The sequence below is a fragment of the uncultured Modestobacter sp. genome (assembly GCF_947486615.1).
Taxonomy (GTDB): Bacteria; Actinomycetota; Actinomycetes; order Mycobacteriales; family Geodermatophilaceae; genus Modestobacter.
The window spans coordinates 148,322-173,024 of record NZ_CANKUD010000005.1 but is presented as its reverse complement, the minus strand read 5'-3'; the positions used below and the strand labels follow the sequence as shown (position 1 = coordinate 173,024).

Below are 24,703 nucleotides of genomic sequence, written 5' to 3'. Positions count from 1 at the left end.
ACCCCGTACAGCCAGGAAGGCGTCCCCGTCGTGCAGCAGTTCGTGAACGTCACCCTCACCGGGTTGACCGAGGGCATGGTCTACGCGGCCTTCGCCCTCGCCCTGGTGCTGATCTGGCGGTCCACCCGGATCGTCAACTTCGCCCAGGGGTCGATGGCCGCGGCCACCGCGTTCATCGCCCTGGCGCTGATCCAGTCCGGCTGGTCGTACTGGGCGGCGCTGGTCGTCGCCCTGGTCTCCGGCTTCGTCCTCGGCGCGGTGATCGAGCGGGTCGTCGTCCGGCGGGTCGAGGGCGGGCCGGAGCTCAACGCGGTGATCGTGACCCTCGGCCTCTTCGTCGCCATCCAGGCCGGCATCGCGATCGTCTTCGGCTCCTCGTTCCAGTCGTTCCCCACCCCGTTCGGCCTGCAGGGGTTCCAGGTCGGGGACAACCGGATCGCCTTCACCCCGACCAGCCTCTACGTGATCGTCGCCGTGCTCATCACGATGGGCCTGCTGGTGGCGCTCTTCCGGTTCACCCGGGTCGGGCTGGCGATGCGGGCATCGGCGTTCGGCCAGGAGGTCGCCCGGCTGCTCGGCGTGCGGGTCGGCCGGATGCTCACCCTCGGCTGGGGCCTGGCCGCGGTGGTCGGCTCGCTGGCCGGGCTGCTCATCGCCGGCGGCGAGTTCATCTACCCCGCCTACATGGACAGCCTGATCGTCTTCGGTTTCGTCGCCGCGGTGCTCGGCGGGCTCGACTCCCCGATCGGCGCCGTCGTCGGCGGGCTGATCCTGGGCCTGGCGCTCAGCTACGTCAGCGGCTACGTCCCGCGCGGCAGCGCCCTGGTCAACGTCTCCGCCCTGGTCATCCTGATGGTGGTCCTGCTGGTCCGCCCCGGTGGCCTGTTCGCCAGCAGCACGGCCCGGAGGGCATGACGATGAGCGACCTGCGGAGCACCGCGACCGACACGCCGGCTGCCGGCAAGGCGTCCTCGGACGCGCCCACCGAGGCGACCGCCGGGGCCGACGAGCCCACCGCCACCCGACGCCGCACCCTGCTGCCCAGCTCGACGCTGCTGCGGCACCTGCTGCTGCTCGCGCTCGGGGCGGTGGCGACCGTCGTCATCCTGGAGAGCACCGACCCGTTCACCAACTCCCAGCTCGCGACGCTGAGCTACTACGCCATCGCCGCCGGCGGGCTCACCGTGCTGACCGGGATGAACGGCCAGATCTCCCTGGGCCACGGCGCGCTCATGGCCGTCGGCGCCTACACCACTGCGCTGTTCCTCTCCGCCGAGGAGCCGCTGCCGCTCCCGCTGATCCTGCTCGCCGCGATCCTCGTGGCCACCGCGGTCGGCGCGCTGGTCGGCGTCGCCGCCGCGCGGTTGCACGGCCCCTACCTGGCCGGCGCCACGCTCGCCCTGGCGGTCGGGCTGCCCGGCCTCGCCATCTACTTCCACGACTGGCTCGGTGGCGAGCAGGGGCTGCGGGTCCGCGCGCCCCGGGCGCCGGAGGCGTTCGACTCCTTCATCAGCGCGGTGTCGGGCAACTCGGCCAGCAACACCAAGTGGCTGGCCTACCTCGGTGCCATCTGTCTGCTGATCACCTACTTCCTGCTGGCCAACCTGGTCCGCAGCCGGATCGGCCGCACCTGGCGGGCGGTGCGCGACCAGGAGGTCGCCGCCGAGCTGGCCGGGATCAACCTCGGCGCCTGGCGGGTGCTCGCCTTCACGGTCAGCGCGGCCGCCGCCGGGCTCGCCGGCGGGGTGCTGGCCCTCGTCGTCCGGCTGGCCGCGCCCAGCGGGTTCACCCTGGTCCTGTCGCTGTCGCTGCTCACCGCGATCGTCATCGGCGGGCTGGGCAGCCTGCTCGGCGCCCTGCTCGGCTCGGCGCTGCTGGTGTTCCTGCCGCCGTTCGTCACCGACCTCGGCTCCGGCTGGGGCCTGGACAACACCGAGGCAGCCCAGCTGGCGCCCTTCGTCTACGGCGTGGTGCTGATCGTCGCGATGATCTTCGCCCCCGCCGGGTTCGTCGGCAGCATCCGGATGCGCTGGCTGACCCGCCAGGCCACGCGCTCGGCTGCCCGCTCGAGCAGGGGGTGAGGACGACCCGGCACGCCCGCCGCTCGCGGCCCCCCGCCCCACCACCGACTCCCGGGCAACGCAGCCCGGGCCGCACCAGAGGAGAACCGTTGTCCAGATCCTCCCGACGCCTCATGACCGTCCTCGCCGCAGCCACCGCCGCCTCCACCCTCGCCGCCTGCGGCGGGGGCGGCGACGACGGCGGCGGTGGCACCAGCAGCGGTGACAGCGGGTCCAACGAGGCCTCCGACATCGGCATCACCGAGACCTCGATCAAGCTCGGTGCCCACTTCCCGCTCACCGGTGTGGCCGCCCCCGGCTACAGCGAGATCCCGACCGGCGCGCAGGCGTACTTCGACTGCCTCAACGAGCAGGGCGGGGTGAACGGCCGGGAGATCGAGTACATCTACCGGGACGACGCCTACAACCCCACCAACACCAGCCAGGTGGTCCAGCAGCTGGTGCTCGAGGACGAGGTCTTCGCCATCGTCGGCGGGCTCGGCACCCCGACGCACAGCGCCGTCCTGGACTTCCTGAACAGCGAGGGCGTGCCCGACCTGTTCGTCTCCTCCGGCTCGCTGCTGTGGGGCGACGACCCGGAGACCAACCCGTACACGTTCGGCTGGCAGACCGACTACACGAGCGAGGGCAAGATCATCGGCGACTACATCGCCGAGAACTTCCCGGACGCGCAGGTCGGGCTCTTCCTGCAGGACGACGACTTCGGCGAGGACGGCGAGGCCGGCATCCGGGAGTACATCGACGACCAGATCGTGGCCGCCGAGCGCTACACCCCGGGCAACACCAACGTCGGCCCGCAGATCGCCGCGCTGCAGGCCGCCGGGGCCGACTTCGTCGTCGGCTTCAACGTGCCCAGCTACACCGCGCTCTCCCAGCTGACCGCGCTCCAGCTGGGCTACGACCCGCAGTGGTTCTACTCCAACGTGGGCTCGGACCCGACGCTGGTCGGCAACCTGCTGAACAACTTCTCCGAGGGCCAGGTGAGCGACGCCAGCCTGCTCGACGGCGCGCTGACCACCGACTACCTGCCGACGGTCGACGAGCCGGACAACCCGTGGGTGCAGGAGTTCCAGCGCATCTGGGACGAGTGCGGCGGTGAGGGCGAGCTGACCAACTACCGGATCTACGGCATGTCCCAGGCCTACACCACGGTGCAGGCCCTCCAGGCGGCCGGGCAGAACCCGACCCGCGACGGCCTGGTCGAGGCCATCGAGACCGCCGGCTCGGAGTGGGAGGGCCCGGTGCTCGCACCGTTCCGCTACTCCGAGGACAGCCACATGGGCACCGCCGGCATGTCGATCAGCCGGGTCACCGGCACCACGACCGAGGAGGTCGCGCCGGTCCAGCTGACCGACATCGGGGACGCCGAGATCGAGGCCTACGACGGCGAGCCGGCCGAGGTCCCCGAGAACGGCATCCCGGACGAGGAGTCGGTCGTCGACTGAGGAAGGACCCCTCCTGCCCCACCCGGCACGAGGGTCGGACGGGCCGTCGGTCTCTACGCGGAGGCCGGCGGCCCGCCCGCACGTCCGGGCCCGGGCACGACCCCGACGGTCGGTCCGCACCGCGTGGTCGTGCGGTCCGCCGCTCAGCGCGCAGCGGGCCCGGACGGGTCCGCTGCGAGGACGCTCGGGAGGGGGTCCAGAGGGCCGTCGATCTCGCCACACGAGGGCTCGACGGGGGCTGTTGCCTGGGTAGAGTGACCGTCCGACCGCTGCCCGTGCGCGGCCCGCGTGAGCGGGGACCAGCTCGGTGCCACGAGACGACGGAGAACCCAGATGGGGCGCCACGCCCACACTCGCGCCCACGCACGGGCCCGGACGCGGACGCCGGGCCGCCGGCCGGCCCTGCTCGCCGGCCTGTCCGCCCTGCTGGTCGCGGCGGTCGTCGCCGCGCTGGTCTGGTGGGTCTCCGGCCGGGACGGCTCCACCGCCGAGGCCGCCGAGTGCGCGGACCGCGAGACCGTGCGGGTCACCGTCGCCCCCGAGCTGGGCGAGCTGGCCGGGCAGCTGCTGGCCGACCCGCTGCCGCTGGGCGGCTCCTCCTGCGCCGTCGCCGAGGTCACCGCCACCGAGCCGCTGCAGACCCTGGCCGCCCTCGGCTCGCTGGACGCCGCCGCGCTGCCGCAGGTCTGGGTGCCGGACTCCTCGTTGTGGACCGCCCGCGCCGGGAGCACCGAGCTCGAGGCCGCCGGGTCCCTGGCCACCTCCCCGCTGGTGCTGGCCACCAGCCGGGCCGCCGCCGACGAGCTCGGCTGGACCACGACGCCGCCGACCTGGGGCGAGGCACTGGGCACCGGCCGACCGCTGGCCGTCCCCGACCTCGCCGCCAGCGCCGAGGGCCTGTCGGTGCTCGCCGCCGTCCGCCAGTCGCTGGGTGGCGACGAGGATGCCGACAACGCGGTCGTCCAGGCCGTGCTGGCCGCCGGCCGCGGCGACGTCCCGACCGTGGCCGACGCCCTCGCGGCCGGCACCGACGGCGGGGCCGACGCCCCGCTGGTGCCGGTCAGCGAGCAGGAGGTGCTCACCACCAACCAGGCGGCGGGCTCGGACTCACTCGTCGCGGTCTACCCCAGCGACGGCTCCCCCGCGCTCGACTACCCGGTCATCCGCGTCGGGGCCCCCGAGGACACCGCCGCCGTCGACGCCGTCGTCAGCGCGCTGACCGCCGACTCGGCCGCCGCGGAGGCCCGCGCAGCCGGCTTCCGCGACCAGGAGGGCACCGCGCCCGAGGGCGCCGGCGCCGGGACGGGTGTACAGGAGGCCGCGCCGGAGCAGCTGCAGCTGGACCCGGCGGCGCTGCAGGCCCTGCTCGGCCGGCTGTCCAGCCTGGCCACGCCCTCCCGGCTGCTCACCGTCATCGACGTCTCGACCTCGATGAACGCCCCGGCCGGGAACGGCACCCGGGCCACGCTGGCCCGCGACGCGACCAAGAGCGCGCTCACCCTGCTGCCCGACTCCTACTCCGGCGGTGTCTGGGCGTTCGCCTACCAGCTGGACGGCGACCGCGACTGGGTCGAGCTGGCACCGCTGCGCACCTTCGGTGCCGACGCCGGCGGGCAGACCCACCGGGAGCTCATCGACCAGCAGTTCGACACCCTGCCGAGCCTGCTCTCACCCGGCGGCACCGGGCTCTACGACACGACGCTGGCCGCCGTCCGCGCCGCCCGGGAGGCCTACGACCCGAACGCGGTCAACAGCGTCGTGCTGATCACCGACGGCGACAACGACGACGACGAGGCCGGCGTCCAGCTCGAGCAGTTGCTGAGCACGCTGCGCGCCGAGGCGGACCCCGCCCGGCCGGTCAAGGTCATCGGCATCGCGCTGGGCCCGGACGCCGACCTCGGGGCGCTGGAGCAGATCGGCGAGGCGACCGGCGGCGCCGCCTACCAGGCACTGGACCCGGAGGACCTGCAGGGCGTGCTGTTCGACGCCATCCGCCGCCGCAGCTGAGGAAGGACCCCCGGTTCCCCCCACGCTTCGCAAGCTCAGCGCGGGCCCCTGAACGGGGCCGTCAGCCCCGGGCCGCGAGGAGGGTGTCGAGGGCGATGGTGACCTCGTCGACGGTGACCCGGGCCAGCGCGGGGTCCAGCTCGGTGCCGTGCGGGTCGCCGGTGCCGTCGCCGTGCCAGAGCACGACGTGCTGCGGTCGGGGCGGCGGGCCCCACAGCGCGGGGGACACCGGGCCGAACAGCACCACCGACGGCCGGCGGTAGGCGGTCGCCAGGTGCGCCACCCCCGTGTCACCGCAGACCACGACCCGGGCGGCGGCGACCACGGCGGCCAGCTCCAGCGACGTCGTCCGGCCGGCCAGCACGGCGTCGTCGGAGAGCCCCGCCAGCTCGGCGACCCGCTGTGCGAGCTCCTGCTCCGCCGGGCCGCCGGTGACCACCACCCGCTCCCCCGCCTCGGCCAGGTGCCGGGCGACCGCGGCGAAGCGCTCGGCCGGCCAGCGGCGGCCGGGGAAGGCGGCGCCCGGGTGCACGACCGCGACGTCGCGCACCGGTGGCTCGACGTCCGGGACGGCGAGGTCGAGCGCGTCCGGGTCGCAGGCCACGCCGAGGCCCTCGGTGACCAGCCGGCACCAGCGGCGCACCTCGTGCTCGTCGGCGTACCAGGTCGGGCCCGGGTAGCCGCGGCTGTCGAAGGTGAGCAGCCGCCGCGGGTGCAGGTCGGCGACGACGACGTGCGAGGCCGGGCCCTTGCCGTGCAGGTCGACCGCGAGCTCGGGCGGCGGCGCCGGCCAGTCCAGCGGCTGCAGCTCGCCGGCGGGCAGCACCTCGTCGACCGCGTCGACCAGCCCGGCCAGTGGCGCCAGCGCGCGGGTGGTGGCCAGCACCAGCCGGTGGTCGGGCAGGGCGGCCCGGATGCCGCGGATCGCCGGCACCCCGGTCAGCAGGTCGCCGAGCCCCAGCGGTCGCAGCACCACCGCCACCGGCCGCCCGTCCTCCGGATCCCGGCCATGTTGGCCAACATGGCCGGAGGAGGGGGCGGGGAGGCGGCCATGTTCGCCAACATGGCCGGAGGTCCGGCGCCGCGGCAGGGGCCCGCGCTGAGCTCGCGAAGCGTGGGGGGCCGTGGGGTCCTTCACCACACCCGGGAGCGCTCGACCAGGGCGGTGGTCGAGTGGCCGTCCAGGTAGGGCAGGACGACGGCCTGCCCGCCCCAGGTCTGCAGCACCGCGGCCTCGGGGAGGTCGGCGCCGGCGTAGTCGCCGCCCTTGGCCCACACGTCCGGGCGCACCTGCTGCAGCACCTCGCTGGGGGTGTCCTCGTCGAAGACCACGACGGCGTCCACGAACTCCAGCGCCTCCAGCACCCGGGCCCGGTCGGTCGCGGTGACCAGCGGGCGGGTCGGCCCCTTCAGCCGGCGCACCGAGTCGTCGGAGTTGATGCAGACGACCAGGCAGTCCCCCAGCCCCCGGGCGGCGCGCAGCGTGGCGACGTGACCGGCGTGCAGCAGGTCGAAGCAGCCGCCGGTGGCCACCACCGTGCCGCCGGCCGCGCGCACCCGGTCCAGCAGCGCGTCGACGCCCGGTGCGGCGGGCTCGCCGGGACCGGCCGGGACGGCATCCCATGCGGTGGCCCCGCCCCGGCCGACGAAGGCCCCGGCGGCGGCGACGGCGGAGGTGACCGCCTCGCCGGTGACCGCTCCCCCGGCCAGCGCCACCGTCACCGCGGCGGCGAAGGAGTCACCGGCACCGCACGGGTCGCCGCCGGTCACCGGGGTGGCGGGCACGACCATCGGGGCGCCCTCACCGTAGGAGAGCAGCGCGCCGCGGGCACCGATGGTGACCGCGACCGCGCCGACGCCCCAGCGCCGGATCAGCGCCTCGGCGCGGGCACCGACGGCGGCCAGCCCTTCGCCCTGCACCTCGCCCCCCACCTGGGCCCCGGCCACCCGGGCGGCCTCGGCGCCGTTCGGGGTGACCAGCCGGGTGTTCGGCACCGGGTCGGCGCCGCGCGGGTGCGGGTCCCAGACGACCGGCCCCCGGGCGGCCGACAGCGCGGCCCGCACATCGGGCGCGGACGTCGTCCCCCGGCCGTAGTCGGCGACCAGCACCGCGGCGGCGTCCCGGATGGCCGCGGCCGCGGCGGCCGGCAGCGGACCGAACGTGGTGGTGGTGCCGCCGGCGTCGAGCCGGGCCACCGAGTGGTCCCCGACCCGGATCCGCTGCTTGACCGCGGTGCCGCTGGTCGCCGGGATCTCGATCAGCCGCACCCGGCCGGCCAGCAGCGCGCGCAACCGGTCCGCGCCCGCGTCGTCGGCGAGCGGGGCGACCAGGGTGACGTCGGCGCCGGACTGGGCGGCCAGCACCGCGGCCAGCGCGGCACCGCCGGGGCGTTCCCGGGTCTCGACGTCCTCGACGACCGGCACCGGCGCGTCCGGGGTGAGCCGGGAGGCGGTGCCGACCAGGTCGACGTCCAGCAGCGCGTCGCCGACCACGACGATCACTTGATCACCTCGACGTGGTTGGTCGAGGAGACCCGCGGCGACTCGGCCAGCACCGCGGCGTCGAAGGCGGCGCAGAGCAGGTGCAGCGCGACCAGGTGGCACTCCTGCACGGTGGCCGTCCACGGCGAGTCGATGCTGACCACGTCGTCGGCGACGGCGGCCAGCGGGTTCGGCGCCGGCCCGGTCATCGCCAGCACGGTGATCCCGCACTCGCGGGCCCGGCGGGCGGCGGCGACGGCGTTCGGCGACCGGCCGGACGTCGACAGCAGCACCAGCACGTCGCCGTCCCGGCCGTGCGCCTCGACCTGGCGGGCGAACAGCTCGTCGGCCGGGTAGTCGTTGGCGATCGCGGTGAGCGAGGAGGTCTCCGCGGTCAGGCAGATGGCGGAGAACGGCGGCCGGTCCGCGCGGTACCGGCCGACCAGCTCGGCGGTCAGGTGCTGGGCCTGGGCGGCGCTGCCGCCGTTGCCGGCGGCCAGCAGCCGGCCGCGGGCCGGGCCGGTGAGCACGTCGGCCAGCAGCCGGCCCCAGCGGTCGAGGACGTCGACCTGGTCGGTGAGGCTGCGCAGCGCCACGGTCAGCGAGGTGACGTGGTCGTGCCCGGTGAGGTGGGTGCAGGTGTCGGGCGAGACGACCTCGAGCTCCGACGACGGCGCGGTGGTCATGACGTTCCTCTCGGCGGACGGGTTCATCGGGCTGCCTCCACGGGGGTGCGGGCGGCGAGCACCTGGCGGTAGACGGCGTCGGTGTCGGCGACGACCCGGGACCAGCGGTAGCGGGTGCGGGCGCGCTTCACGCCGGCGGCGCCGTAGGCGGTCCGGCGGTCCTCGTCGGCGAGCAGCGCGGCGAGCACGCCGCCCAGCGCCGCCGGGTCACGGGGCGGCACGAGCTCGCCGGTGACCCCGTCGGCGACGGTGTCGACCAGCCCGCCGACGGCGGTGGCGACCACCGGGCGGCCGCAGGCCATGCCCTCCAGCGGGGTGATGCCGAACGGCTCGTACCAGGGCACGGCCAGGACGACGTCGGCGGAGCGGATCCAGGACGGCACGTCGGCGCGGGCGATCGCGCCGGTGAACACCAGCCGGTCGCCCACCCCCAGGGAGTCGGCGATCTCCCGCAGCCGGCAGACCTCCGGGTCGGCATCCAGCTCGTCGGTGGGCGGCCCGCCGACGACGACGAGCTCGGCGTCGGGCACCGCGGTCAGCGCGCGGACGGCGTCCTCCTGGCCCTTGCGCTCGACCAGCCGGCCGAGCACCAGCAGCCGGTGCCGGTCGGTGCGCGGGGCCACCGGGCCGCGCGGGGTGAACACGGCGGTGTCGACGCCGCACGGCACGATCGACACCCGGTCGGTGGTGAGCCCGAGGCGGCGCAGCTCGAACACCTCGTCGGTGCAGGTGGCGACCACGTGGTCGACGTCGGCGCAGAGCCCGCGTTCGAGGTCGATCCGCTGCTCGGGGGAGGTGTCGGCGTCGCCCTGGTGCCGTCGCTTGACCGAGCCGAGGGCGTGGAAGGTCTGCAGCACCGGCACGCCGAGGCCGGCGGCGGCCTGCACGGAGGCCAGGCCGCTCATCCAGAAGTGCGCGTGCACGACGTCGGGGGGCGCGGCGGCCCACTCGGCGCGCAGCACGTCGGCGAAGGTGCCCATGTGCTGCAGCAGGTCGTCCTTGGGCAGCGCGGTGGCCGGGCCGGCGGTCACGTGGGAGACGACGTAGCCGTCGGCGGTGGTCACCCGGTCGGGCAGGTCGGGGTCGTCGCGCCGGGTGTGCACGGTGACCTGGTGCCCACGGCTGGCCAGACCCGCGGCGAGCGCGGCGACGTGCACGTTCTGGCCGCCGGCGTCGACGCCGCCGATGGCGGCCAGCGGGCTGGCGTGCTCGCTCACCAGGTCGATCCGCAGCGTCGAGGTGCCCTGCGGCGCCGGGGAGACGCTCACCTGGTCGCTGGTCATCGGGTCACCTCGTCGAGCAGCCGGTCCCAGTCGGTGAGGAAGCGCGCGAGGCCGTACCGGTCCAGCGCGGCGGCGCGGGCGGCCTTGCCGGCCAGCCGCGCCCGATCGGGGTCGTGCACGAACTCGCGGAGCGCCGCGGCCAGCCGGTCCGGGCGGGTGGAGATCACCCCGGCGTCGGCCGGCACCGCCTCGACCGCCTCGGTGGTGGCCAGCGCGACGACCGGCATGCCCAGGTGCATCGCCTCCAGCAGCGAGAGGCCCAGCGATGTCCAGCGCACCGGGTGCACGTACACCCGGCGGCGGGCCAGCTCGGCGTGCATGGCGGCCTGCGGCGGGTCCTCGTGCAGCGCGACCCGGTCGGGGTCCAGTCCGTAGCGCTCGTGCAGCCCGGCCAGCCCCATGCCGAACACGTCCAGCGGGGCCTCGGCGGCGAACCGCGGCAGCAGGTCACCGCCGGTGTACCGGCCGCGGCGCACCGGTTCGTTGACCACGACGCCGGCCCGGGCCAGCTCACCGGTGTACAGCTCGCCGGGGTCGACGATTCCGTGCTCGATGACGGTCGTCGGCGCCGAGCCGTTGTCGTAGAACAGCTCGTTGAAGTACGTGACGTGCGCGATCGGGATCGTGTCCTGGTCGGCCATCGGGTGCCGGGTTTCCGGCACCCCGCCGGCTTGGGGGCCTGCACTTCCGGGAGCATTGTGCTCCAGGAAGACCGCGGGCAGGTCGCGGCCGGGCTCGCGGCCCAGCCACTCGCGGACCAGCTCGAGGTCGCGCTCCCGCTGCAGCACGACGACGTCGGGCTGCTCCTCGCGGAGCTGGTCGGGGGTCACCTCGCGGGCCGACGACGGCCAGTCCCAGGTGCGGGCCCGGCCGAGACCGTCGGGGCCCCGGTCCGGGACGACGGGCAGCAGGTAGTCGTGCCCGCCCTGGACGAACGCCGTCGTCCAGGAGCCGTGCACGTGCCAGAGCAGGACCTTCATGCGCTCACCAGCTCCTCGACAGCGGCGACGACGTCGGCTGGGCTCACCGACGAAAGACAGGGGTGGCCGGCCACCGGGCACTCGCGCGCCCGGGTGTCGCGGCAGGGGGCGGACTGGTCGCCGAGCAGCACGGTGGGCACGCCGTAGGGCGCCCACCGCACGGCCGGCACGACCGGGGAGAACAACGACACGACCGGCGTGCCGACGGCGGCGGCCAGGTGCGCCGGGCCGGTGTTGCCGACGACGACCGCGGCGGCACCGTCCAGCAGCGCGGCCATCTCGGCCAGCGTGGTGGCGCCGCCGAGGTCGGTGCCGCGGGTGCCGGCGACGGCGGCGGTGAGCGCCCGCTCCCCCGGTCCCCCGGTGACCAGCACCCGGTGGCCGGCGTCGGCCAGCGCCTCGACCGCCGCGGCGGAGTGCTCCGCGGGCCAGGCCCGGGCGGGCACGGAGGCGCCGGGGTGCAGCACCACGTAGCCGGGCCGGTGCTCCACCGCAGGAAGCGGGCGGCGGACGGCGAGCCGCCCGTCGTCGCCCTCGGGCAGCTCGAACCCGGCGGCGCGCGCCAGGGACAGGGCACGCTCGGGCTCGGGCAGGTCGTCGTCCACCCGGTGCCGGACGTCGAGCAGCGAGCCGGGGTAGTCGACGCTGATCGCGCTGACCCGCCCCACCCCGGCGGTGCGCAGCACCAGGGCCAGCGGCAGCGGCGACTGGTGGAAGGACGTCGAGACGACCGCCTCGTCGACGCCGAGGGCGCGCACCCGGTCGGCGAGCGCGGCGATGTCGGCGGCGTCGACCGGCTGCGGGGAGCCGTCGATCCACGGGCAGTGCCAGGTCAGCACCTCGTCGACGCCGGGCAGCAGCTCGGCGGCGGCGGTGCCCTGCGGGCTGGCCAGGAACACCACCCGGTCGGCGCCGGCCGCGACCGCGCGCACGAGCGGCCCCTGGAGCAGGACGTCCCCGGCGTTGTCCAGCCGGGCGACCAGCACCGTCCCCGCACGCTCCCCTGCGATCTCGCGCGCGGGAGCGCTGGAGGAGGGGGTCACCAGGCGCCTGCCAGGACGTCGTCGACCGCCTCGGTGAGCGTCGGCGCGCGGTGCGTGGCGGCGGTGACCTCCTCGGGGCGGGTGACCGGGGTCGGCACCAGGATGCCGACCGCGCCGGCGGCCTCGGCGGCCAGCACGTCGGCGGAGATGTCGCCGATCAGCACGCAGCGGGCCGGGTCGACGTCGAGTTCGGCGCAGGCGGCCTTGACCATCCCGGGTGCGGGCTTGCGGCAGTCGCAGCCGTCCTCGGGCGCGTGCGGGCAGACCTGCACGGTGTCGAAGGGGCCGAGCAGCTCGGCGACCCGGGCGTTGACCGCGTCGGCCTGCGCCCGGGTGATCAGCCCGCGACCGACCCCGGACTGGTTGGTGACCAGCCCGATCCGCACACCGCGGGCGCGCAGCGCGTCCAGCGCCTCCCGGGCGCCGTCGACCGGGCGGACCAGCGCCGGGTCGCCGTTGTAGGGGACGTCGTGGACGAGCGTGCCGTCCCGGTCGAAGAGCACCAGGTCGGGCAGCCCACGCCAGCGGGTGACCGTGCGGTGCTGCACCGCACCGCGGAGGAAGTGCCAGGTGGCCAGCGGCGGGATGACCGCGCTGGTCAGCGCCATGGTGGTGACCTCGTCGCGGGTGCGCGGGCCGGGTGCGATCCGGGCCCGGGCGAACTCCGCGGTGCCGGCGACCCAGCCGAGCGCGGCCAGCGCGGCTGCCCTCGGCTTGCCGGCGACCAGCAGCCCGACCGCGCCGAGCGCGGCGGCGGTGACGGCGAGGTGCCGGGGACGGCGGCCGACGGCGGCGTCGGCACGCTCTCGCCAGGTCGGGCCGTGCAGCCGGCGCATCAGCACGTCGTCGGCGTTGCCGGCCTGCACCCGGGCGGACACCCAGCGGTCGGTCGGCCGGACGGGGTGGGTGATCCACCGCTGCCCGCGGGTCAGCCTCGAGCCGGTGTCCATGACCCGGAGCGCGAGGTCGGAGTCCTCCCGGAAGGCCCGGGGGAATCGCTCGTCGAACCCGCCGACGGCAGCGAGCGCGGCGCGGCGGTAGGCGAGGTCGGCGGTGATCCAGCTGCTGGTCGCCAGGCCCGCGGTGCCGCGCTCCCAGTCGGTGGGGCGACGGTCGGGAGGCAGCGGCACCCGGACCCGGCCCTGGGTGCCGGCGGCATCGGCGGGCAGCGCGACCAGGTCGGCGGCCAGCGCCTCGTACCAGTCGGCGTCGGGGACGACGTCGTCGTCGAGGAAGGCGATCCACTCGGTGCGCGCGGTCCGCCAGCCGAGGTTGCGGGCCACCGCCGGGCCGCCGCCGCCGGTGCGCACCACCCGGACCGGCGGGAGCCCCGGGCGCTCGGGCCGCAGCGGCTCACCGGTGGGCCGGTCGTCGACCAGCACGATCTCCGCCGGACGCGGCCCGGTCGCGCCGGCCAGCGCGTCGAGCAGGACGTCCAGGGACGGCCGACCGATGGTCGGCACGACCACCGTGCAGTTGGCCAGCGCACCCGTCATGCCCGGCTCCGTGCCCCCAAGATCGCCGACGAAACACTACGGGCTTGAAGTTTTCGGCGACCGGACGGTGACGTACCCGGTCGGGTGACGCGCGCACGCCGGGAAGTCGTGTCGCTGGGCTCCTCTCTCCGTCAGTGCGGACGGCGGGCGGCGGCGGAGACCCGGGCCAGCGCGTCGGTGACCACCGAGGCGTCGTCCCCGAGCAGGGTCAGCAGGTGGGCGACCAGGTCGTCGTGGGTGACCGTGGCCGCCCGCACCCGCTCCCGGCCGACGTCGGTGAGCTTGGCGTGCAGCAGCCGCCGGTCGCCGTCCAGCCGCTCGCGGGTGACCAGCTCGTCGTCCACCAGCCGGTTGACGGTGCTGGTGATCCCGGGCCGGGACAGGCCGACGGCCTCGGCGAGGTCGCCCATCGACGCCCGCTCCCCCGGTGACTCCGCGACCCGGCGCAGCACCTCGAAGCCGGTGAGCGAGAGGCCGTGCTGGCGGTGCAGGGCGGAGTCGACGCGGCGGGTGATCCGATCGTGCACCTGCACGATCCGCAGCCAGGTCTCCGGCGCGCTGGGACCGGCGGCGGCCAGCCCGCGCACGTCCCGGGGCACCCCGCGCGGGGGTGCGGCGTCGTGCAGTCGGTCCGCGTGCTGGTCCATGTGCGGTTCCTCGTCGCCGATCTCGTCAGTCCTCGTCGCTGGTGCGGTGGGGCGGGCGGCCGGTCAGCGGGGGCCCGTGGTGCCGTGCCGGCCGCGGGTGCGCCGCGCCCCGACCAGTCCGAGCGTGCCGGCCGCGCCGACCAGGGCCAGGCCGGCGGCGACCGCCGCCGGTGAGCCGGTCGGCCCGGTCACCGGCCGGGACCGGGCGGCGACCTGCAGGTCCAGACCGGCGGTGGCGGCGGACTCACCGCCGACGAACTGCACCGTCGCCGTGCCCAGGGCGGCGCTGCGCGGGATCTGCACGACCGCCTGCACGCTGCCGTCGGCGGCCGCGGCCACCGTGGTCAGCGGCTCGGCCAGCCCGGCGATGCCCACCGCGACCAGTTCGCCGGGCACGAAGCCGGTGGCCCGCACGGTGACCACGCCACCCGGGGAGACCGACGCCGCGGAGGCGCTGCCGGCCGTCCCGCTGGGCTGATCGCGGTCCGGAACACCGCCCTCGGCGGCGGCGGTCGACGGGACGCTCGGCGACGGTGAGGGCGGGGCGCTGCGCGGCGGCGAGCTGGCGGCCGGGCCGGGGGTCGACGTCGGCTCACCGACCGGCGCCGGTGCGGTGGACGGCGGGCTCGTCGAGGGCTCGGTGGTGCCGCTCGGCGCCGGCGCGGTCGGGGACGGCGTCGGGGCGGCGGTGACCGCGGCGCAGTCCTCGGCGCTGGGCCGGGTGTAGGTGCTCAGCTCCAGGGGCTGCTCGGGCGCCCCGTCCTCGTCGGTGACCGCGACCGAGACGTCGACGGTCACGCCCCACTCGACGTCGGTGCTGACCAGCTCCACCTGCTCACCGGGGCCGACCAGGGCGGCGTCCTGCTCGGTGACACCGTCGAACACCAGCGCGACGCGGTGCGGCTCGCTGCCGTTGGTGACCAGCGTGCGGACGACGCCGGGGCCGCAGCTGGGTCCGTGCGTCACCGTCGCGGTGGGCCGGCGGGGGTCCTCGATCGCGGCGGCCGGAGCGGCCAGGACGATCCCGGCCGCCAGCAGCCCACCGGCGGCCAGAGCCACGACGAGGGCAGCGGGCAGCCCGGTGCGGGCGGACGATGACGTCGGCAGCACGCGTTCCCCCGTTCTCGTCCACCCGGTGGACGGCGTCCGGACGTCCCTGCCCAGGATCTGCACCCACCATGCCCGCCCCGGCCGGGGACTTGCTGCTCCGTCACACCCGTCACTTCCGTGTCGCTGGCGTGTCGCAATGGGCGCGTCGCCCAGGTCAGCCGATCAGCCCGGCCAGCTCGTTGACGCAGAGCACGACGAAGAGGGCGGCCGCGCCGGCCAGCAGGGTGTTCGACAGCCAGCCGCTGCGCCACTCCCGCGGCGTGCGCCGTCCGTTGAGCAGGTAGAGCAGCGTGCCGGCCAGGAACGGCATGAAGAACGCGCCGAAGGCGCCGTAGGCGACGACCAGCGCGAACGGCCGGCCGAGGAACAGCAGCGCCATCGGCGGGAAGGTGAGCCACAGCAGGTAGCCGCGGTAGGGCCAGCTGCGCTCGACCGCGCCGGTGAGCTGCCCCTCGGCCTTCCGGCGGTTCCGGACGAAGTCGGCGAACAGCAGGCTCACCCCCTGCCAGACGCCGAGCAGCGAGGAGAAGGAGGTGGCGAAGAAGCCGACCAGGAAGAGCGTGGCGACGACCGGGCCGAACCGGTCGCGGAGCACCTCGTCCAGGTCGAGCAGCCCGCGGTCGCCGCTCTCCAGCGCGATGCTGCTGGCGTAGAGCAGCTCGGCGCCGACGATCAGCATGGCGACGACGAAGACCCCGGTGGTGAGGTAGGCGACCCGGTTGTCCAGCCGCATGACCCGCATCCAGGAGGCGTCCCGCCAGCCCTTGGCGTTCACCCAGTAGCCGTAGGCGGCCATGGTGATCGTGCCGCCGACCCCGCCGACCAGGCCGAGGGTGTAGACCGCCGACCCCTCGGGCAGCCGCGGCACCAGCCCGCTGACCACCTCGCCCAGGTCAGGCGTGACCAGCACGGCCAGGCCCACGACGATGACGAACATGACGCCGATCAGCGCCGTCATCGCCTTCTCGAACACCGCGTAGTTGCCGAACCAGACGAAGGTCAGCCCGGCCAGGCCGCAGAGGATGCCCCAGGCCCAGATGGGCAGCGCCGGGAACAGCGCGGCCAGCGGCAGGGCGGCCGACGTCATGGCCGTGGCGCCGTAGACGAAGCCCCAGATGGCGACGTAGACGGCGAAGTAGACCGACGTCCACACCCCCAGGGAGCGCCAGCCGGCGAAGATCGTCGAGCCGGTGGCCAGGTGCCAGCGGCCGACCGCCTCGGCCAGTGCGATCTTGACGACCACGCCGAGGACGACGGCCCACATCAGCGCGTAGCCGTACTCGGACCCGGCGATCAGGGTCGCCACCAGGTCACCGGCGCCCACGCCGGTCGCGGCCACCACGATGCCCGGGCCGACCAGCCGCCACTTCCGGGTGGGCTGCGGTCCGGCGTCCGGCGCCGGGTCGACGTGCTGGGTCTGCGGGTCGTCCACGGTGACTGCTCCCCTTGCTCGGCGGTCCAGGGAGCGTACGGGGAGAGCCAGGTCACTACGGTGGCCCGATGAGCTCAGCGGCAGGGACCGGGCGGCGACGGCAGGACGCGGTCTACCGCGCGGGCGTCTACGGCAGGCACCCGCGGGTGCCCACCGTCTACCGCGCACTGGCTCGCGAGGCGAGGCGCCGGCTGGACGCGCGCGCCTACGGCTACGTCGCCGGCGGTGCCGGCGACGAGGCCACCCAGCGGGCCGACCGGACGGCGTTCGACCACTGGTCGGTGGTGCCCCGGGTGCTGCGGGACGTGAGTGCCCGGGACACCTCGGTCGAGCTGTTCGGACGGCGACTGCCCGCCCCGGTGCTGCTCGGGCCGGTGGGCGCACTCGAGCTGGTGCACCCCGAGGCCGACCTCGCCGTCGCGCGCGCGGCCGCGGCGGTCGGGGTGCCGATGGTCTTCTCCAACCAGGCGTCGGTGCCGATGGAGACCACCGCCGCCGCGATGGGCGACGCCCCGCGGTGGATGCAGCTGTACTGGTCGACCTCCGACGAGCTGCTGGAGAGCCTGCTGGGCCGGGCCGAGGCCAGCGGCTGCGACGCCGTCGTCGTCACGCTGGACACCACGATGCTCGGCTGGCGCCCCCGCGACCTGGACCTGGGCCACCTGCCGTTCGCGCTGGGCAAGGGCATCGCGCAGTACACCTCCGACCCGGTGTTCCGCCGGCTGGTCGAGGAGCGGGCGGCGACGACCGGGGCACCCCGCGACCCCCAGCCGCGGCCGAACCTCGCCGCCGTCCGGGCGCTGGTGGGGATGGCCCGCGCCTGGCCCGGCCCGCTGGTGGAGAACCTGCGCTCACCGCTCCCCCGCGCCGCCGTCGAGACCTTCCTGTCCATCTACTCCCGGCCCTCGATCACCTGGGCCGACCTGGCCTGGCTGCGCGAGCGCACCCGGCTGCCGATCGTGCTCAAGGGCGTGCTGCACCCCGACGACGCCCGGCGCGCGGTCGACGAGGGCGTCGACGGGCTGGTGGTCAGCACCCACGGCGGGCGGCAGGTCGACCGCTCGATCGCCGCCCTGGACGCGCTGCCCGACGTGGTGGACGCCGTCGCCGACCGGGTGCCGGTGCTGTTCGACAGCGGGGTGCGCAGCGGCGCCGACGTGCTGGTCGCGGTGGCCCTGGGCGCCCGCGCCGTCCTGCTGGGCCGGCCGTACGCCTGGGGGCTGGGCGTAGCCGGCGAGGACGGCGTCCGGCAGGTGGTCGAGGACGTGCTCGGCGAGTTCGACCTCACCCTCGGCCTCACCGGGCACACCGCGGTCGACCAGCTCACCCGCGAGGTCCTGCGCCGCCGTCCCTGACCCCCAGAATGGCCATCTCGGTGGCGCGGCGGGAGGCTGTGCGGACCCAGCCGCCGAGGAGGTCATCGGAGTGAGCGCCCCGTCCGCGCGACAACAGCTGTTCCGGCGCGAGCCGGCCACGCTGCCGACGAGGGGCCGATGACCGTCCTGCTGGGCTGGGAGGCCGCCGAGCACGGCGGCGGGGACGACGCCGCCCTCCGGCTGGCGGCGGGGCTGGCCGGCGCCGAGCGGTCGCCGGTGGTGGTCGCCACCGTGGTGCCCCCGGACGACGGGGGCTCGATCGCCTCCCGGGTCGACCGGGAGTACCGGCAGTGGCGGGCCGCGCTGACCGCCACCCGCCAGGCCGAGGCGCTCACCGGGCTGCGCGCGGCCGGGGTCGACGACGTCCGCGCCGCTGTGGTCCCGGCGTCCTCGGTGCCCTCCGGGCTGGTGGAGGCCGCCGGCCGGTACCGCGCCCGACTGCTGGTGCTCGGTGCCGCCGCCGAGGCCCCGGCCGGCCGGTTCGCCGCCGGTTCGGTCGCCGAGCGACTGCTGCACAGCTCGCCGGTGCCGCTGGCCCTGGCGCCCCGCGAGTGGGCGGCGCCGGCGGCTCCCCGGCGGCTGACCTGCGCCTGGGCGGGCACCGCGCGCTCCCGGGAGGCGCTGGCCGCGGCCCGCGGCTTCGCCGACCGATGGGGGGTGCCGATCCGGCTGGTCACCTTCGTGCCGGAGCGGGCGGCGATGCTGCCCTCGGAGACCGGCCTCCGGATGGAGCAGGTGGTCAGCGAGGAGTGGGCCGCGCAGGTGCAGGGCTCGCTGGACGAGGTGGTGGCCGGCTGGCCCGGTCCGGGTGCGGCACCGGAGACGCTGCTGGCCCGCGGCGCCGGCTGGGCGGGGGCGATCGCCGCCGTCCCCTGGGAGCCGGGCGACGTGCTGGTGGTCGGCTCCTCCCGGATCGGGCCGCTGACCCGGGTGTTCGTCGGGTCGACCGCGACGAAGATCCTGCGCGCGACGACCGTGCCGGTGCTGGTCGTCCCGCGTGGCGCCGGGGGCTCGCCGACGTCCCCTTGACGGCATGCTGTGGCCTGGGTCACAGTGAAGGCCGGGCGGGGGAAGCCGGTACGAGTGGCTCTCCACCGCTGGAGAGACCGACCAACGCGGCCAGACCGTCAGGACCGGCCCCCCGCCCGCCACACTCCCCCGGCACGCCTCCGCTCGGCTGGTCGAGGCGGGGCCGGCCGCGACTCGGGTGACGCTCCGTCCCGGGCGCCCGCCCCGGCCCCGGACCGGACCTCTCCCTCGGCTCCGTGCCGGGCTCTCTGCTCGGCCCGGCCGCGGGTCCTCGGCTCGGTCCTCGTCCGGGACTACGGCTCCGGGGTCGGCGCGGGGGCCGGATCGGGGGTCGGCTGCGGCGCGGGCTCAGGGGCCGGCTCCGGGCTGGGCTCCGGCGACGGCTCGGGAGCCGGCTCCGGCGCGGGGATGGGCTCCGGATCCGGGCTGGGCACGGGCACGGGAGCCGGCTCGGGCTGCGGCTCCGGCGAGGGCTCGGGGGTCGGCTCGGGCGCGGGGGGCGGCTCCGGGCTGGGCTCCGGGATCGGATCGGGCGACGGCTCCGGCTGAGGTTCCGGCGTCGGCTGGGGCTCCGGGGTCGGCTCGGGCTCCGGGGTCGGCTCGGGCTCCGGGGTCGGCTCGGGCTCCGGCGAGGGCTCGGGAGTCGGTGACGGCTGGGGAGTCGGCGTGGGCTCCGGGGCCGGGGTGGGCTCCGGGCTCGGTTCCGGGGTCGGCGACGGCTGCGGCTCCGGGCTCGGTTCCGGCGACGGCTCGGGGGTCGGCTCCGGGGTGCGGGGCGGCGGCGGCGGAGGCGGGGTCCAGTCCGACCCGTTGCTGACCAGGACCCGCACGGCGTGCCCCTCGGGGACCGTCGTCCCGCTCGACGGGGACAGGCCGATGACCCGGCCGGCCGGCAGGTCGCCGTCCACCGTCGTCCGCTCGACCTGCAGGCCGGCGTCGGCCAGCAGGGTCCGGCAGCGGTCCAGCCGGGCACCGACGCAGCCGCGGGGCACGGTGCTGCCGGTGCCGTCCAGGTAGCGGGCGTCGGCCGGCGGGAAGGCCGCCGTGGGCCGGCCGTCGAGCACCGGCGCCATCGCGTCGTGCCAGACGGTGGCGGCCTTGCCGCCGCCGAACCCGCCGACGTCCTGGTTGCGCACCGGGTTGTAGACCATCACGCTCGCCGCGAACTCCGGCGTGTAGCCGACGAAGGTGACCGAGTAGTTGTCCTGCGTGGTGCCGGTCTTGCCGGCGATCTGGTGGCCGGGCACGTACGCGCGGCGGCCGGTCCGGCCGGGGTTGCCGGGCTCGACGTCCTTGCGCAGGGCCTGGGTCAGCGTCGTGGCGATGCCCGGGGCGATCACCTCCGGGGTGCACTGCGGCCCGCCGACGAGCGGCTGCCCGTCGGGGCCGGCCAGCGGCTGCCCGGACCGGTCCAGCACGGCCTCGACCAGCCGCGGCTCACAGTGCGTGCCCTGCGCCGCCAGCGTCGCGTAGGCGTTGGCCAGCGCGAGCGGGCTGGTCGCCTCGGCCCCGAAGGTGAACGACCCCCGGTTCTCCGCGACCACCTGGTCGGCGACGGGGTCCAGGCTGGTCAGGCCCATCCGCTGGGCGATGCGCACCGGGCCCTCGACGCTGCCCAGTGCGTCCTCCAGCGCCAGGAAGTAGGTGTTGGAGGAGCGGTAGAGCGCCTCCTCCATGTCCAGCCGGCGGGGGTACCGGCCGGCGTTCTGCACGTCGTAGGGGCCGTCGCCGTCGCGGTACACGGTCGAGACGTAGGGGTCGGAGGTGCGCAGCTCCAGGTCCAGCCCGAAGCCCCGCTCCAGCGCGGCGGCCGCGGTGAAGACCTTGTAGGTCGAGCCGGCGCCCTGGCCGGCCACCGCGGGGAGGTCGACGGTGGTCTGGGCCGGATCGGTCTCGCTCAGGCCGTAGGTCCGGTTCACCGACATGGCGAGCACCCGACCGGTGCCCGGCTGCACGTTGACGTAGACGGCGGCCCGGGGGTCGTCCAGGGCGAGGGTCTGCACGACGGCGGCGTCCCCGGCCCGCTGCACGGCCGGGTCGAGGGTGGTCTGCACGGTCAGCCCGCCGTCCTGCAGCTCCTCCCGGGTGAGGCCGTACTGCTCGGCCAGCACCTGCAGCAGGTGCCCGCAGAAGAAGCCGCCCATGGTGGCCTCGGTGCACCCGTTCGGCGGGCTGCCGCCGTCGACGACGCCCAGGGGCTCGGCGCGGGCGGCCTCGGCGGCGGCCGGGTCGAGCAGCCCCACCTCGGCCATCCGGGTGAGCACCAGGTCCCGGCGGGCGAGGGCGTGCTCGGGCTCGGTGACCGGGTCGTAGTACGCGGGGCTGCGGACGACGCCGGCGAGCACCGCGGCCTGGGCCGCGGTGAGCTGGTCGGCGGTGGTGCCGAAGTAGCGGCGGGCAGCGGCCGAGACCCCGTAGGCGCCGTTCCCGAAGTAGACGGTGTTGAGGTAGCGGGTGAGGATCTCGTCCTTGCTGTACTGCTCCTCGACGGCCAGGGCGATCTGCGCCTCGCGGAGCTTGCGGCCGACCGTGTCGGCGGTGGCGGCCTCGCGGCCGCTGGCGTTCCCGGCCGTCTGCAGCCGCAGCTGCTTGACCAACTGCTGGGTGATCGTCGACCCGCCCTCGGTCACCTCACCGGCCGCCAGGTTGCGCACCAGGGCCCGGAGCAGGCCCCGGGAGTCGACGCCGGCGTGGTCGCGGAACCGGGCGTCCTCGATGGCGATCAGCGCGTCGGTCATCACCGGCGCGATCTGGTCGGGGGCCAGCGGCTCCCGGTTGCGCCGGTAGAACTCGGTGATCAGCGAGCCGTCGGCGGCCAGCACCCGGCTGTTGCCGGGCAGCCGGGTGTCCACGGCGGCGGTCTCCACCGGGTGGGCGAGGGCCGCGCCGCGCTCGGCGACCACCCCGGCGCCGCCGATCCACGGTGCGGCGACCCCGGCCACCAGCGCGCCGGCGACCACGACCGCCAGGGTCAGCCGGGCGACCACCCCACCGGGACGGCGACGCCGAGCGGGCACCGGCTCGGCGGTGGGCAGCAGCCAGGGCTGCCGGCGCGGTTCGTCAGGGGCGCTCATCGCGGGCCCCGGTGGTCACGGCGTCGCGCCTGCTCCCCTGTCGCCGGCACACCACCGGAGGACCACGTCGACATCCACACCACTCCCGGACAGCTCACGGACGCCCCCGGTCGGGGACGTCGACCCCTTCCTTGGTGCCACGCGATCGGCAGCCCACCCACCTGGGCGCCGCTTCTCCACACGATCGTCATGTGCGCACCGGGACGCCGGACGCGCTGCCGGCCGCCGGTCCGCGGGTCGTACCGTCGCCGGCGTGACCTCCTCCGACGACCTGCTGGCCGAGCGCGTCCGCGGGGTGCTCGAGGTCCCGCTGCACGCCTGGCTGGGCCTGCGACTCGCCGACCCGGACGCCCCGGCCGCCGGCCTCGTGCTGCCGGTGCGGGAGCCGGCGCTGAACAACGGCGGGGTGCTGCACGGCGGGCTCGTGGCGGCCCTGCTGGACGTGGCTGCCTACGTGCACCTGCTCCCCCACCTGGGGCCGGGCGAGAACGCGGTGACCCACGACGCGACCAGCTCGCTGCTGCGGGCGGTGCAGCCGGGCGCCGACGTGCTGCTGACGAGCACGCTGCTGCGACTGGGCCGCTCGGTGGCGTTCCTGCGGTCGGATGCGACGGTCGAGGGGGTCCTGGTCGCCTCCGGGCAGGTCACCAAGTCGGTGTTGCGGCCCCGCTGAGCCCGGTCGGCCCCGCGCGCCGGCCACCGCGTCAGCGACCGCCCCCCGCCAGGGCTCGCCGTGGCCGGTCAGCACCAGGTCGGCGTCCAGCTCCGCCAGTGGCTGCAGCGCGGCACGGTCGCCGTCCGGGCGTGGGAGGAGAAGCCGGGCAGCAGCTGTGGACCGGTCGACGCGGAACACGCCGTCGGCGACCTGCTGGACGTCGCTGCGCTGCAATCCACGAACTCGGCGCAGGAAGACGAACGGCCCCGCACTCACCAGGAGTGCGGGGCCGTTGCGCTGCGGCGGCCGCCCACAGCGGTGTTGTCAGCACACGACGGAGTTGCTCGTTTATTCGCGGTGGGCGCTTGGACCAGGCTGCTCAGGTCCGAGGCCACCGTCGAGGCGGCTACTCGTAGCAGTCCTGGTCGAAGTACTGCAGGGTCAGCTCGGCGACGGCCCCGTCAACGAACGCGATGCGGTACACCGCGCGGTCGCTACCGGGCACCCCGACCTGACCGCGCCCGAACTCGCCGTGCAGCTGGAAGGACGGGTAGGCGTCCTGCACGGCAGCGAGCGAGCTGCCGATGCCGACGCCCTCGGGAGTCCGGACGCCGGGGTAGGCGTCGATGGTGGCGACCCCGAGGTTCTCGGAGTGCAGGACCAGCGCCTCCCCGGCGGGCGCACCAGCCAGTGCGGCCCGCCAGCTGCACGTCTCACCGGGGTACTCGTCCCGGAACGGCTCGACCAGGCCCGTGGTCTCCGCCTGTTCCCGACTCATGCCGAGCCGCAACGAACCGAGTCCCTCGGGTCCCAGCACGACGGCAGCGGCGCCGCCGGCCGGCACCTCGGCCTCGGTCGACGGGGTCACGGGCGCGGGCACCGGGACCGGGGTCACCGGCTCCGGCGACGGGGGCGTCGGCTCGGGCGACGGCTCGGGCGATGGGCTCGGCGAGGGGCTCGGCAGCTCGGGCGACGGGCTCGGCGCCTCCGTGCTGACGGTCGGCGTCGGATCGGTGGCCAGACCGCCCTCCGCGCCACCCAGGAGCGCGCCGCCGAGCGGGATCCCGGCCGCGATGACCACGACGGCCAGCAGTGCGCCGCCCACGCCGATCCGCTGACGGTGTTGCTGCTGCCGGCGCCTGCGCAGCTGATCCAGCAGGTCCGGGGCGGGCTCACCGACCAGGTCGGCGTCGCGGTGCAGTGCGGTGCGCAGGTCCAGGTCGTTCATCGTGCTCCCTCCGGGGTGGGGACGGTCGTGGTGGTGGACTGGTCGAGCAGGACGCGGAGCCGGGCCAGCCCACGGGAGGCCTGGCTCTTCACCGAGCCCACCGAGCAGCCCAGGGCCTCGGCTGTCTCGGCCTCGGTGAGGCCCTCGTAGCAGCGCAGGACCACCACCGCCCGCATCTTCGGCGGCAGGTCCTCCAGCGCCTGCAGCGCCCGCCCCGCCCCGATCCCGGCCGACTCACCCACCGGCAGGTCGGGCACCTCGTCGATGAGCACCTCGTGCACCCGACGGCGCCGGCGCCAGCTCGTGTGCGTGGTGACCAGCACCCGCCGCACGTAGGCGTAGGCCGCCTCGCGATCGGCCAGCCGATCCCAGTGCCTCGACGTCTTCAGCAAGGCCGTCTGCAGCAGGTCCTCCGCCTCCCCCCGGTCGGAGGTCAGCAGGAACGCCACCCGCAACAGCGCCGGCGACCATCGCGTCACGAACTCCGCGAAGTCGTCGTCGAACCCAGCTCGCGCCACCGCAACCCCCCTCGGCTCGGGCCACGGCGGCCCTCGTCCACCCATAGACACGCTCCCCGGCGCGCCAGAGGTTGAGTGGCCGATCGGGATTCTGTGGCAGTCCCCCCTTCGGGTCGCCCCAGGCGCGCGGGG

At 75.9% G+C, this 24,703-nt stretch carries 20 protein-coding genes; 7 read left to right on the top strand and 13 right to left on the bottom strand.

Annotated features, from left to right (window positions below; genetic code table 11):
* The first annotated feature begins 30 nt into the window (after positions 1–30).
* The 4 genes from Q1A09_RS11825 (at position 31) to Q1A09_RS11810 (ending at position 5,533) form a co-directional block, all read left to right on the top strand.
* Entirely contained in the window at positions 31–915 is an 885-nt protein-coding gene (locus Q1A09_RS11825; protein WP_299955091.1) for a branched-chain amino acid ABC transporter permease, read from the top strand.
* A 2-nt stretch (positions 916–917) separates the two neighbouring features.
* Positions 918–2,081 carry a branched-chain amino acid ABC transporter permease gene (locus Q1A09_RS11820; RefSeq protein ID WP_299955090.1) on the top strand — a complete coding sequence of 388 codons (1,164 nt, stop codon included), beginning with the start codon at positions 918–920 and terminating at the stop codon, positions 2,079–2,081.
* Between the two features lie 113 nt (positions 2,082–2,194).
* Positions 2,195–3,526: an ABC transporter substrate-binding protein gene (locus Q1A09_RS11815; RefSeq protein ID WP_299955087.1), complete on the top strand. Its 1,332-nt coding sequence runs from the start codon at positions 2,195–2,197 to the stop codon at positions 3,524–3,526.
* A gap of 333 nt (positions 3,527–3,859) precedes the next feature.
* On the top strand, positions 3,860–5,533 hold the full coding sequence (locus tag Q1A09_RS11810; RefSeq protein ID WP_299955084.1) for a VWA domain-containing protein: 1,674 nt from the start codon (positions 3,860–3,862) through the stop codon (positions 5,531–5,533).
* Between the two features lie 61 nt (positions 5,534–5,594).
* On the opposite strand, the gene Q1A09_RS11805 is transcribed toward Q1A09_RS11810, so the two are convergent.
* The 10 genes from Q1A09_RS11805 to Q1A09_RS11760 form a co-directional block, all read right to left on the bottom strand.
* Positions 5,595–6,515: a glycosyltransferase family 9 protein gene (locus tag Q1A09_RS11805; RefSeq protein WP_299955081.1), complete on the bottom strand. Its 921-nt coding sequence runs from the start codon at positions 6,513–6,515 to the stop codon at positions 5,595–5,597.
* A gap of 152 nt (positions 6,516–6,667) precedes the next feature.
* Entirely contained in the window at positions 6,668–8,035 is a 1,368-nt protein-coding gene (rfaE2, locus tag Q1A09_RS11800) for a D-glycero-beta-D-manno-heptose 1-phosphate adenylyltransferase (RefSeq protein WP_299955078.1), read from the bottom strand.
* On the bottom strand, positions 8,032–8,727 hold the full coding sequence (locus tag Q1A09_RS11795; protein ID WP_299955075.1) for an SIS domain-containing protein: 696 nt from the start codon (positions 8,725–8,727) through the stop codon (positions 8,032–8,034). The genes rfaE2 and Q1A09_RS11795 overlap by 4 nt, the downstream gene beginning before the upstream one ends.
* Entirely contained in the window at positions 8,724–9,983 is a 1,260-nt protein-coding gene (locus tag Q1A09_RS11790) for a glycosyltransferase (RefSeq protein WP_299955072.1), read from the bottom strand. Before Q1A09_RS11790 ends, Q1A09_RS11795 begins: the two co-directional genes overlap by 4 nt.
* Positions 9,980–10,963, bottom strand: coding sequence for a glycosyltransferase (locus tag Q1A09_RS11785; RefSeq protein ID WP_299955069.1), 984 nt, complete (start codon positions 10,961–10,963; stop codon positions 9,980–9,982). Before Q1A09_RS11785 ends, Q1A09_RS11790 begins: the two co-directional genes overlap by 4 nt.
* Complete coding sequence (locus tag Q1A09_RS11780) at positions 10,960–12,006, bottom strand: glycosyltransferase family 9 protein (RefSeq protein WP_299955066.1); 1,047 nt, start codon at positions 12,004–12,006, stop codon at positions 10,960–10,962. The genes Q1A09_RS11785 and Q1A09_RS11780 overlap by 4 nt, the downstream gene beginning before the upstream one ends.
* Positions 12,003–13,502 (bottom strand): HAD-IIIA family hydrolase, encoded by a 1,500-nt coding sequence (locus Q1A09_RS11775; RefSeq protein ID WP_299955063.1) that lies wholly within the window; start codon positions 13,500–13,502, stop codon positions 12,003–12,005. Before Q1A09_RS11775 ends, Q1A09_RS11780 begins: the two co-directional genes overlap by 4 nt.
* Positions 13,503–13,633: 131 nt before the next feature.
* Positions 13,634–14,149 (bottom strand): MarR family winged helix-turn-helix transcriptional regulator, encoded by a 516-nt coding sequence (locus tag Q1A09_RS11770; RefSeq protein ID WP_299955061.1) that lies wholly within the window; start codon positions 14,147–14,149, stop codon positions 13,634–13,636.
* Between the two features lie 63 nt (positions 14,150–14,212).
* Positions 14,213–15,259 carry a hypothetical protein gene (locus tag Q1A09_RS11765; protein ID WP_299955056.1) on the bottom strand — a complete coding sequence of 349 codons (1,047 nt, stop codon included), beginning with the start codon at positions 15,257–15,259 and terminating at the stop codon, positions 14,213–14,215.
* Positions 15,260–15,413: 154 nt separating this feature from the next.
* The gene (locus Q1A09_RS11760) at positions 15,414–16,691 is read right to left on the bottom strand and encodes an Nramp family divalent metal transporter (protein WP_299955053.1); all 1,278 of its coding nucleotides are present in this window, start codon (positions 16,689–16,691) and stop codon (positions 15,414–15,416) included.
* Between the two features lie 68 nt (positions 16,692–16,759).
* Between Q1A09_RS11760 and Q1A09_RS11755 the strand changes: the two genes are divergently transcribed.
* Complete coding sequence (locus Q1A09_RS11755) at positions 16,760–18,046, top strand: alpha-hydroxy-acid oxidizing protein (RefSeq protein WP_299955050.1); 1,287 nt, start codon at positions 16,760–16,762, stop codon at positions 18,044–18,046.
* A 138-nt stretch (positions 18,047–18,184) separates the two neighbouring features.
* On the top strand, positions 18,185–19,096 hold the full coding sequence (locus Q1A09_RS11750) for a universal stress protein (protein ID WP_299955046.1): 912 nt from the start codon (positions 18,185–18,187) through the stop codon (positions 19,094–19,096).
* A 293-nt stretch (positions 19,097–19,389) separates the two neighbouring features.
* Here Q1A09_RS11750 and Q1A09_RS11745 read toward each other — a convergent pair whose 3' ends face one another.
* A complete protein-coding gene (locus Q1A09_RS11745; protein WP_299955043.1) occupies positions 19,390–22,170 on the bottom strand; it encodes a penicillin-binding protein in 2,781 nt (926 codons plus the stop codon).
* Between the two features lie 253 nt (positions 22,171–22,423).
* Here Q1A09_RS11745 and Q1A09_RS11740 point away from each other — a divergent pair, with 253 nt between their 5' ends.
* Positions 22,424–22,843 carry a PaaI family thioesterase gene (locus Q1A09_RS11740; RefSeq protein WP_299955040.1) on the top strand — a complete coding sequence of 140 codons (420 nt, stop codon included), beginning with the start codon at positions 22,424–22,426 and terminating at the stop codon, positions 22,841–22,843.
* Between the two features lie 388 nt (positions 22,844–23,231).
* Here the strand turns inward: Q1A09_RS11740 and Q1A09_RS11735 are convergent, their stop codons facing one another.
* Both Q1A09_RS11735 and Q1A09_RS11730 read right to left on the bottom strand, forming a co-directional pair.
* On the bottom strand, positions 23,232–24,053 hold the full coding sequence (locus tag Q1A09_RS11735; RefSeq protein WP_299955037.1) for a hypothetical protein: 822 nt from the start codon (positions 24,051–24,053) through the stop codon (positions 23,232–23,234).
* Positions 24,050–24,571: a SigE family RNA polymerase sigma factor gene (locus Q1A09_RS11730; protein WP_299955034.1), complete on the bottom strand. Its 522-nt coding sequence runs from the start codon at positions 24,569–24,571 to the stop codon at positions 24,050–24,052. Before Q1A09_RS11730 ends, Q1A09_RS11735 begins: the two co-directional genes overlap by 4 nt.
* Positions 24,572–24,703: the final 132 nt, after the last annotated feature.

Coding starts and splice junctions, on each gene's coding strand:
- Q1A09_RS11820 (WP_299955090.1), top strand. CDS start 918: ATGAGCGACCTGCGGAGCACCGCGACCGACACGCCGGCTGCCGGCAAG.
- Q1A09_RS11815 (WP_299955087.1), top strand. CDS start 2,195: ATGACCGTCCTCGCCGCAGCCACCGCCGCCTCCACCCTCGCCGCCTGC.
- Q1A09_RS11810 (WP_299955084.1), top strand. CDS start 3,860: ATGGGGCGCCACGCCCACACTCGCGCCCACGCACGGGCCCGGACGCGG.
- Q1A09_RS11795 (WP_299955075.1), bottom strand. CDS start 8,727: ATGAACCCGTCCGCCGAGAGGAACGTCATGACCACCGCGCCGTCGTCG.
- Q1A09_RS11790 (WP_299955072.1), bottom strand. CDS start 9,983: ATGACCAGCGACCAGGTGAGCGTCTCCCCGGCGCCGCAGGGCACCTCG.
- Q1A09_RS11785 (WP_299955069.1), bottom strand. CDS start 10,963: ATGAAGGTCCTGCTCTGGCACGTGCACGGCTCCTGGACGACGGCGTTC.
- Q1A09_RS11775 (WP_299955063.1), bottom strand. CDS start 13,502: ATGACGGGTGCGCTGGCCAACTGCACGGTGGTCGTGCCGACCATCGGT.
- Q1A09_RS11770 (WP_299955061.1), bottom strand. CDS start 14,149: ATGGACCAGCACGCGGACCGACTGCACGACGCCGCACCCCCGCGCGGG.
- Q1A09_RS11755 (WP_299955050.1), top strand. CDS start 16,760: ATGAGCTCAGCGGCAGGGACCGGGCGGCGACGGCAGGACGCGGTCTAC.
- Q1A09_RS11750 (WP_299955046.1), top strand. CDS start 18,185: ATGACCGTCCTGCTGGGCTGGGAGGCCGCCGAGCACGGCGGCGGGGAC.
- Q1A09_RS11745 (WP_299955043.1), bottom strand. CDS start 22,170: ATGAGCGCCCCTGACGAACCGCGCCGGCAGCCCTGGCTGCTGCCCACC.
- Q1A09_RS11735 (WP_299955037.1), bottom strand. CDS start 24,053: ATGAACGACCTGGACCTGCGCACCGCACTGCACCGCGACGCCGACCTG.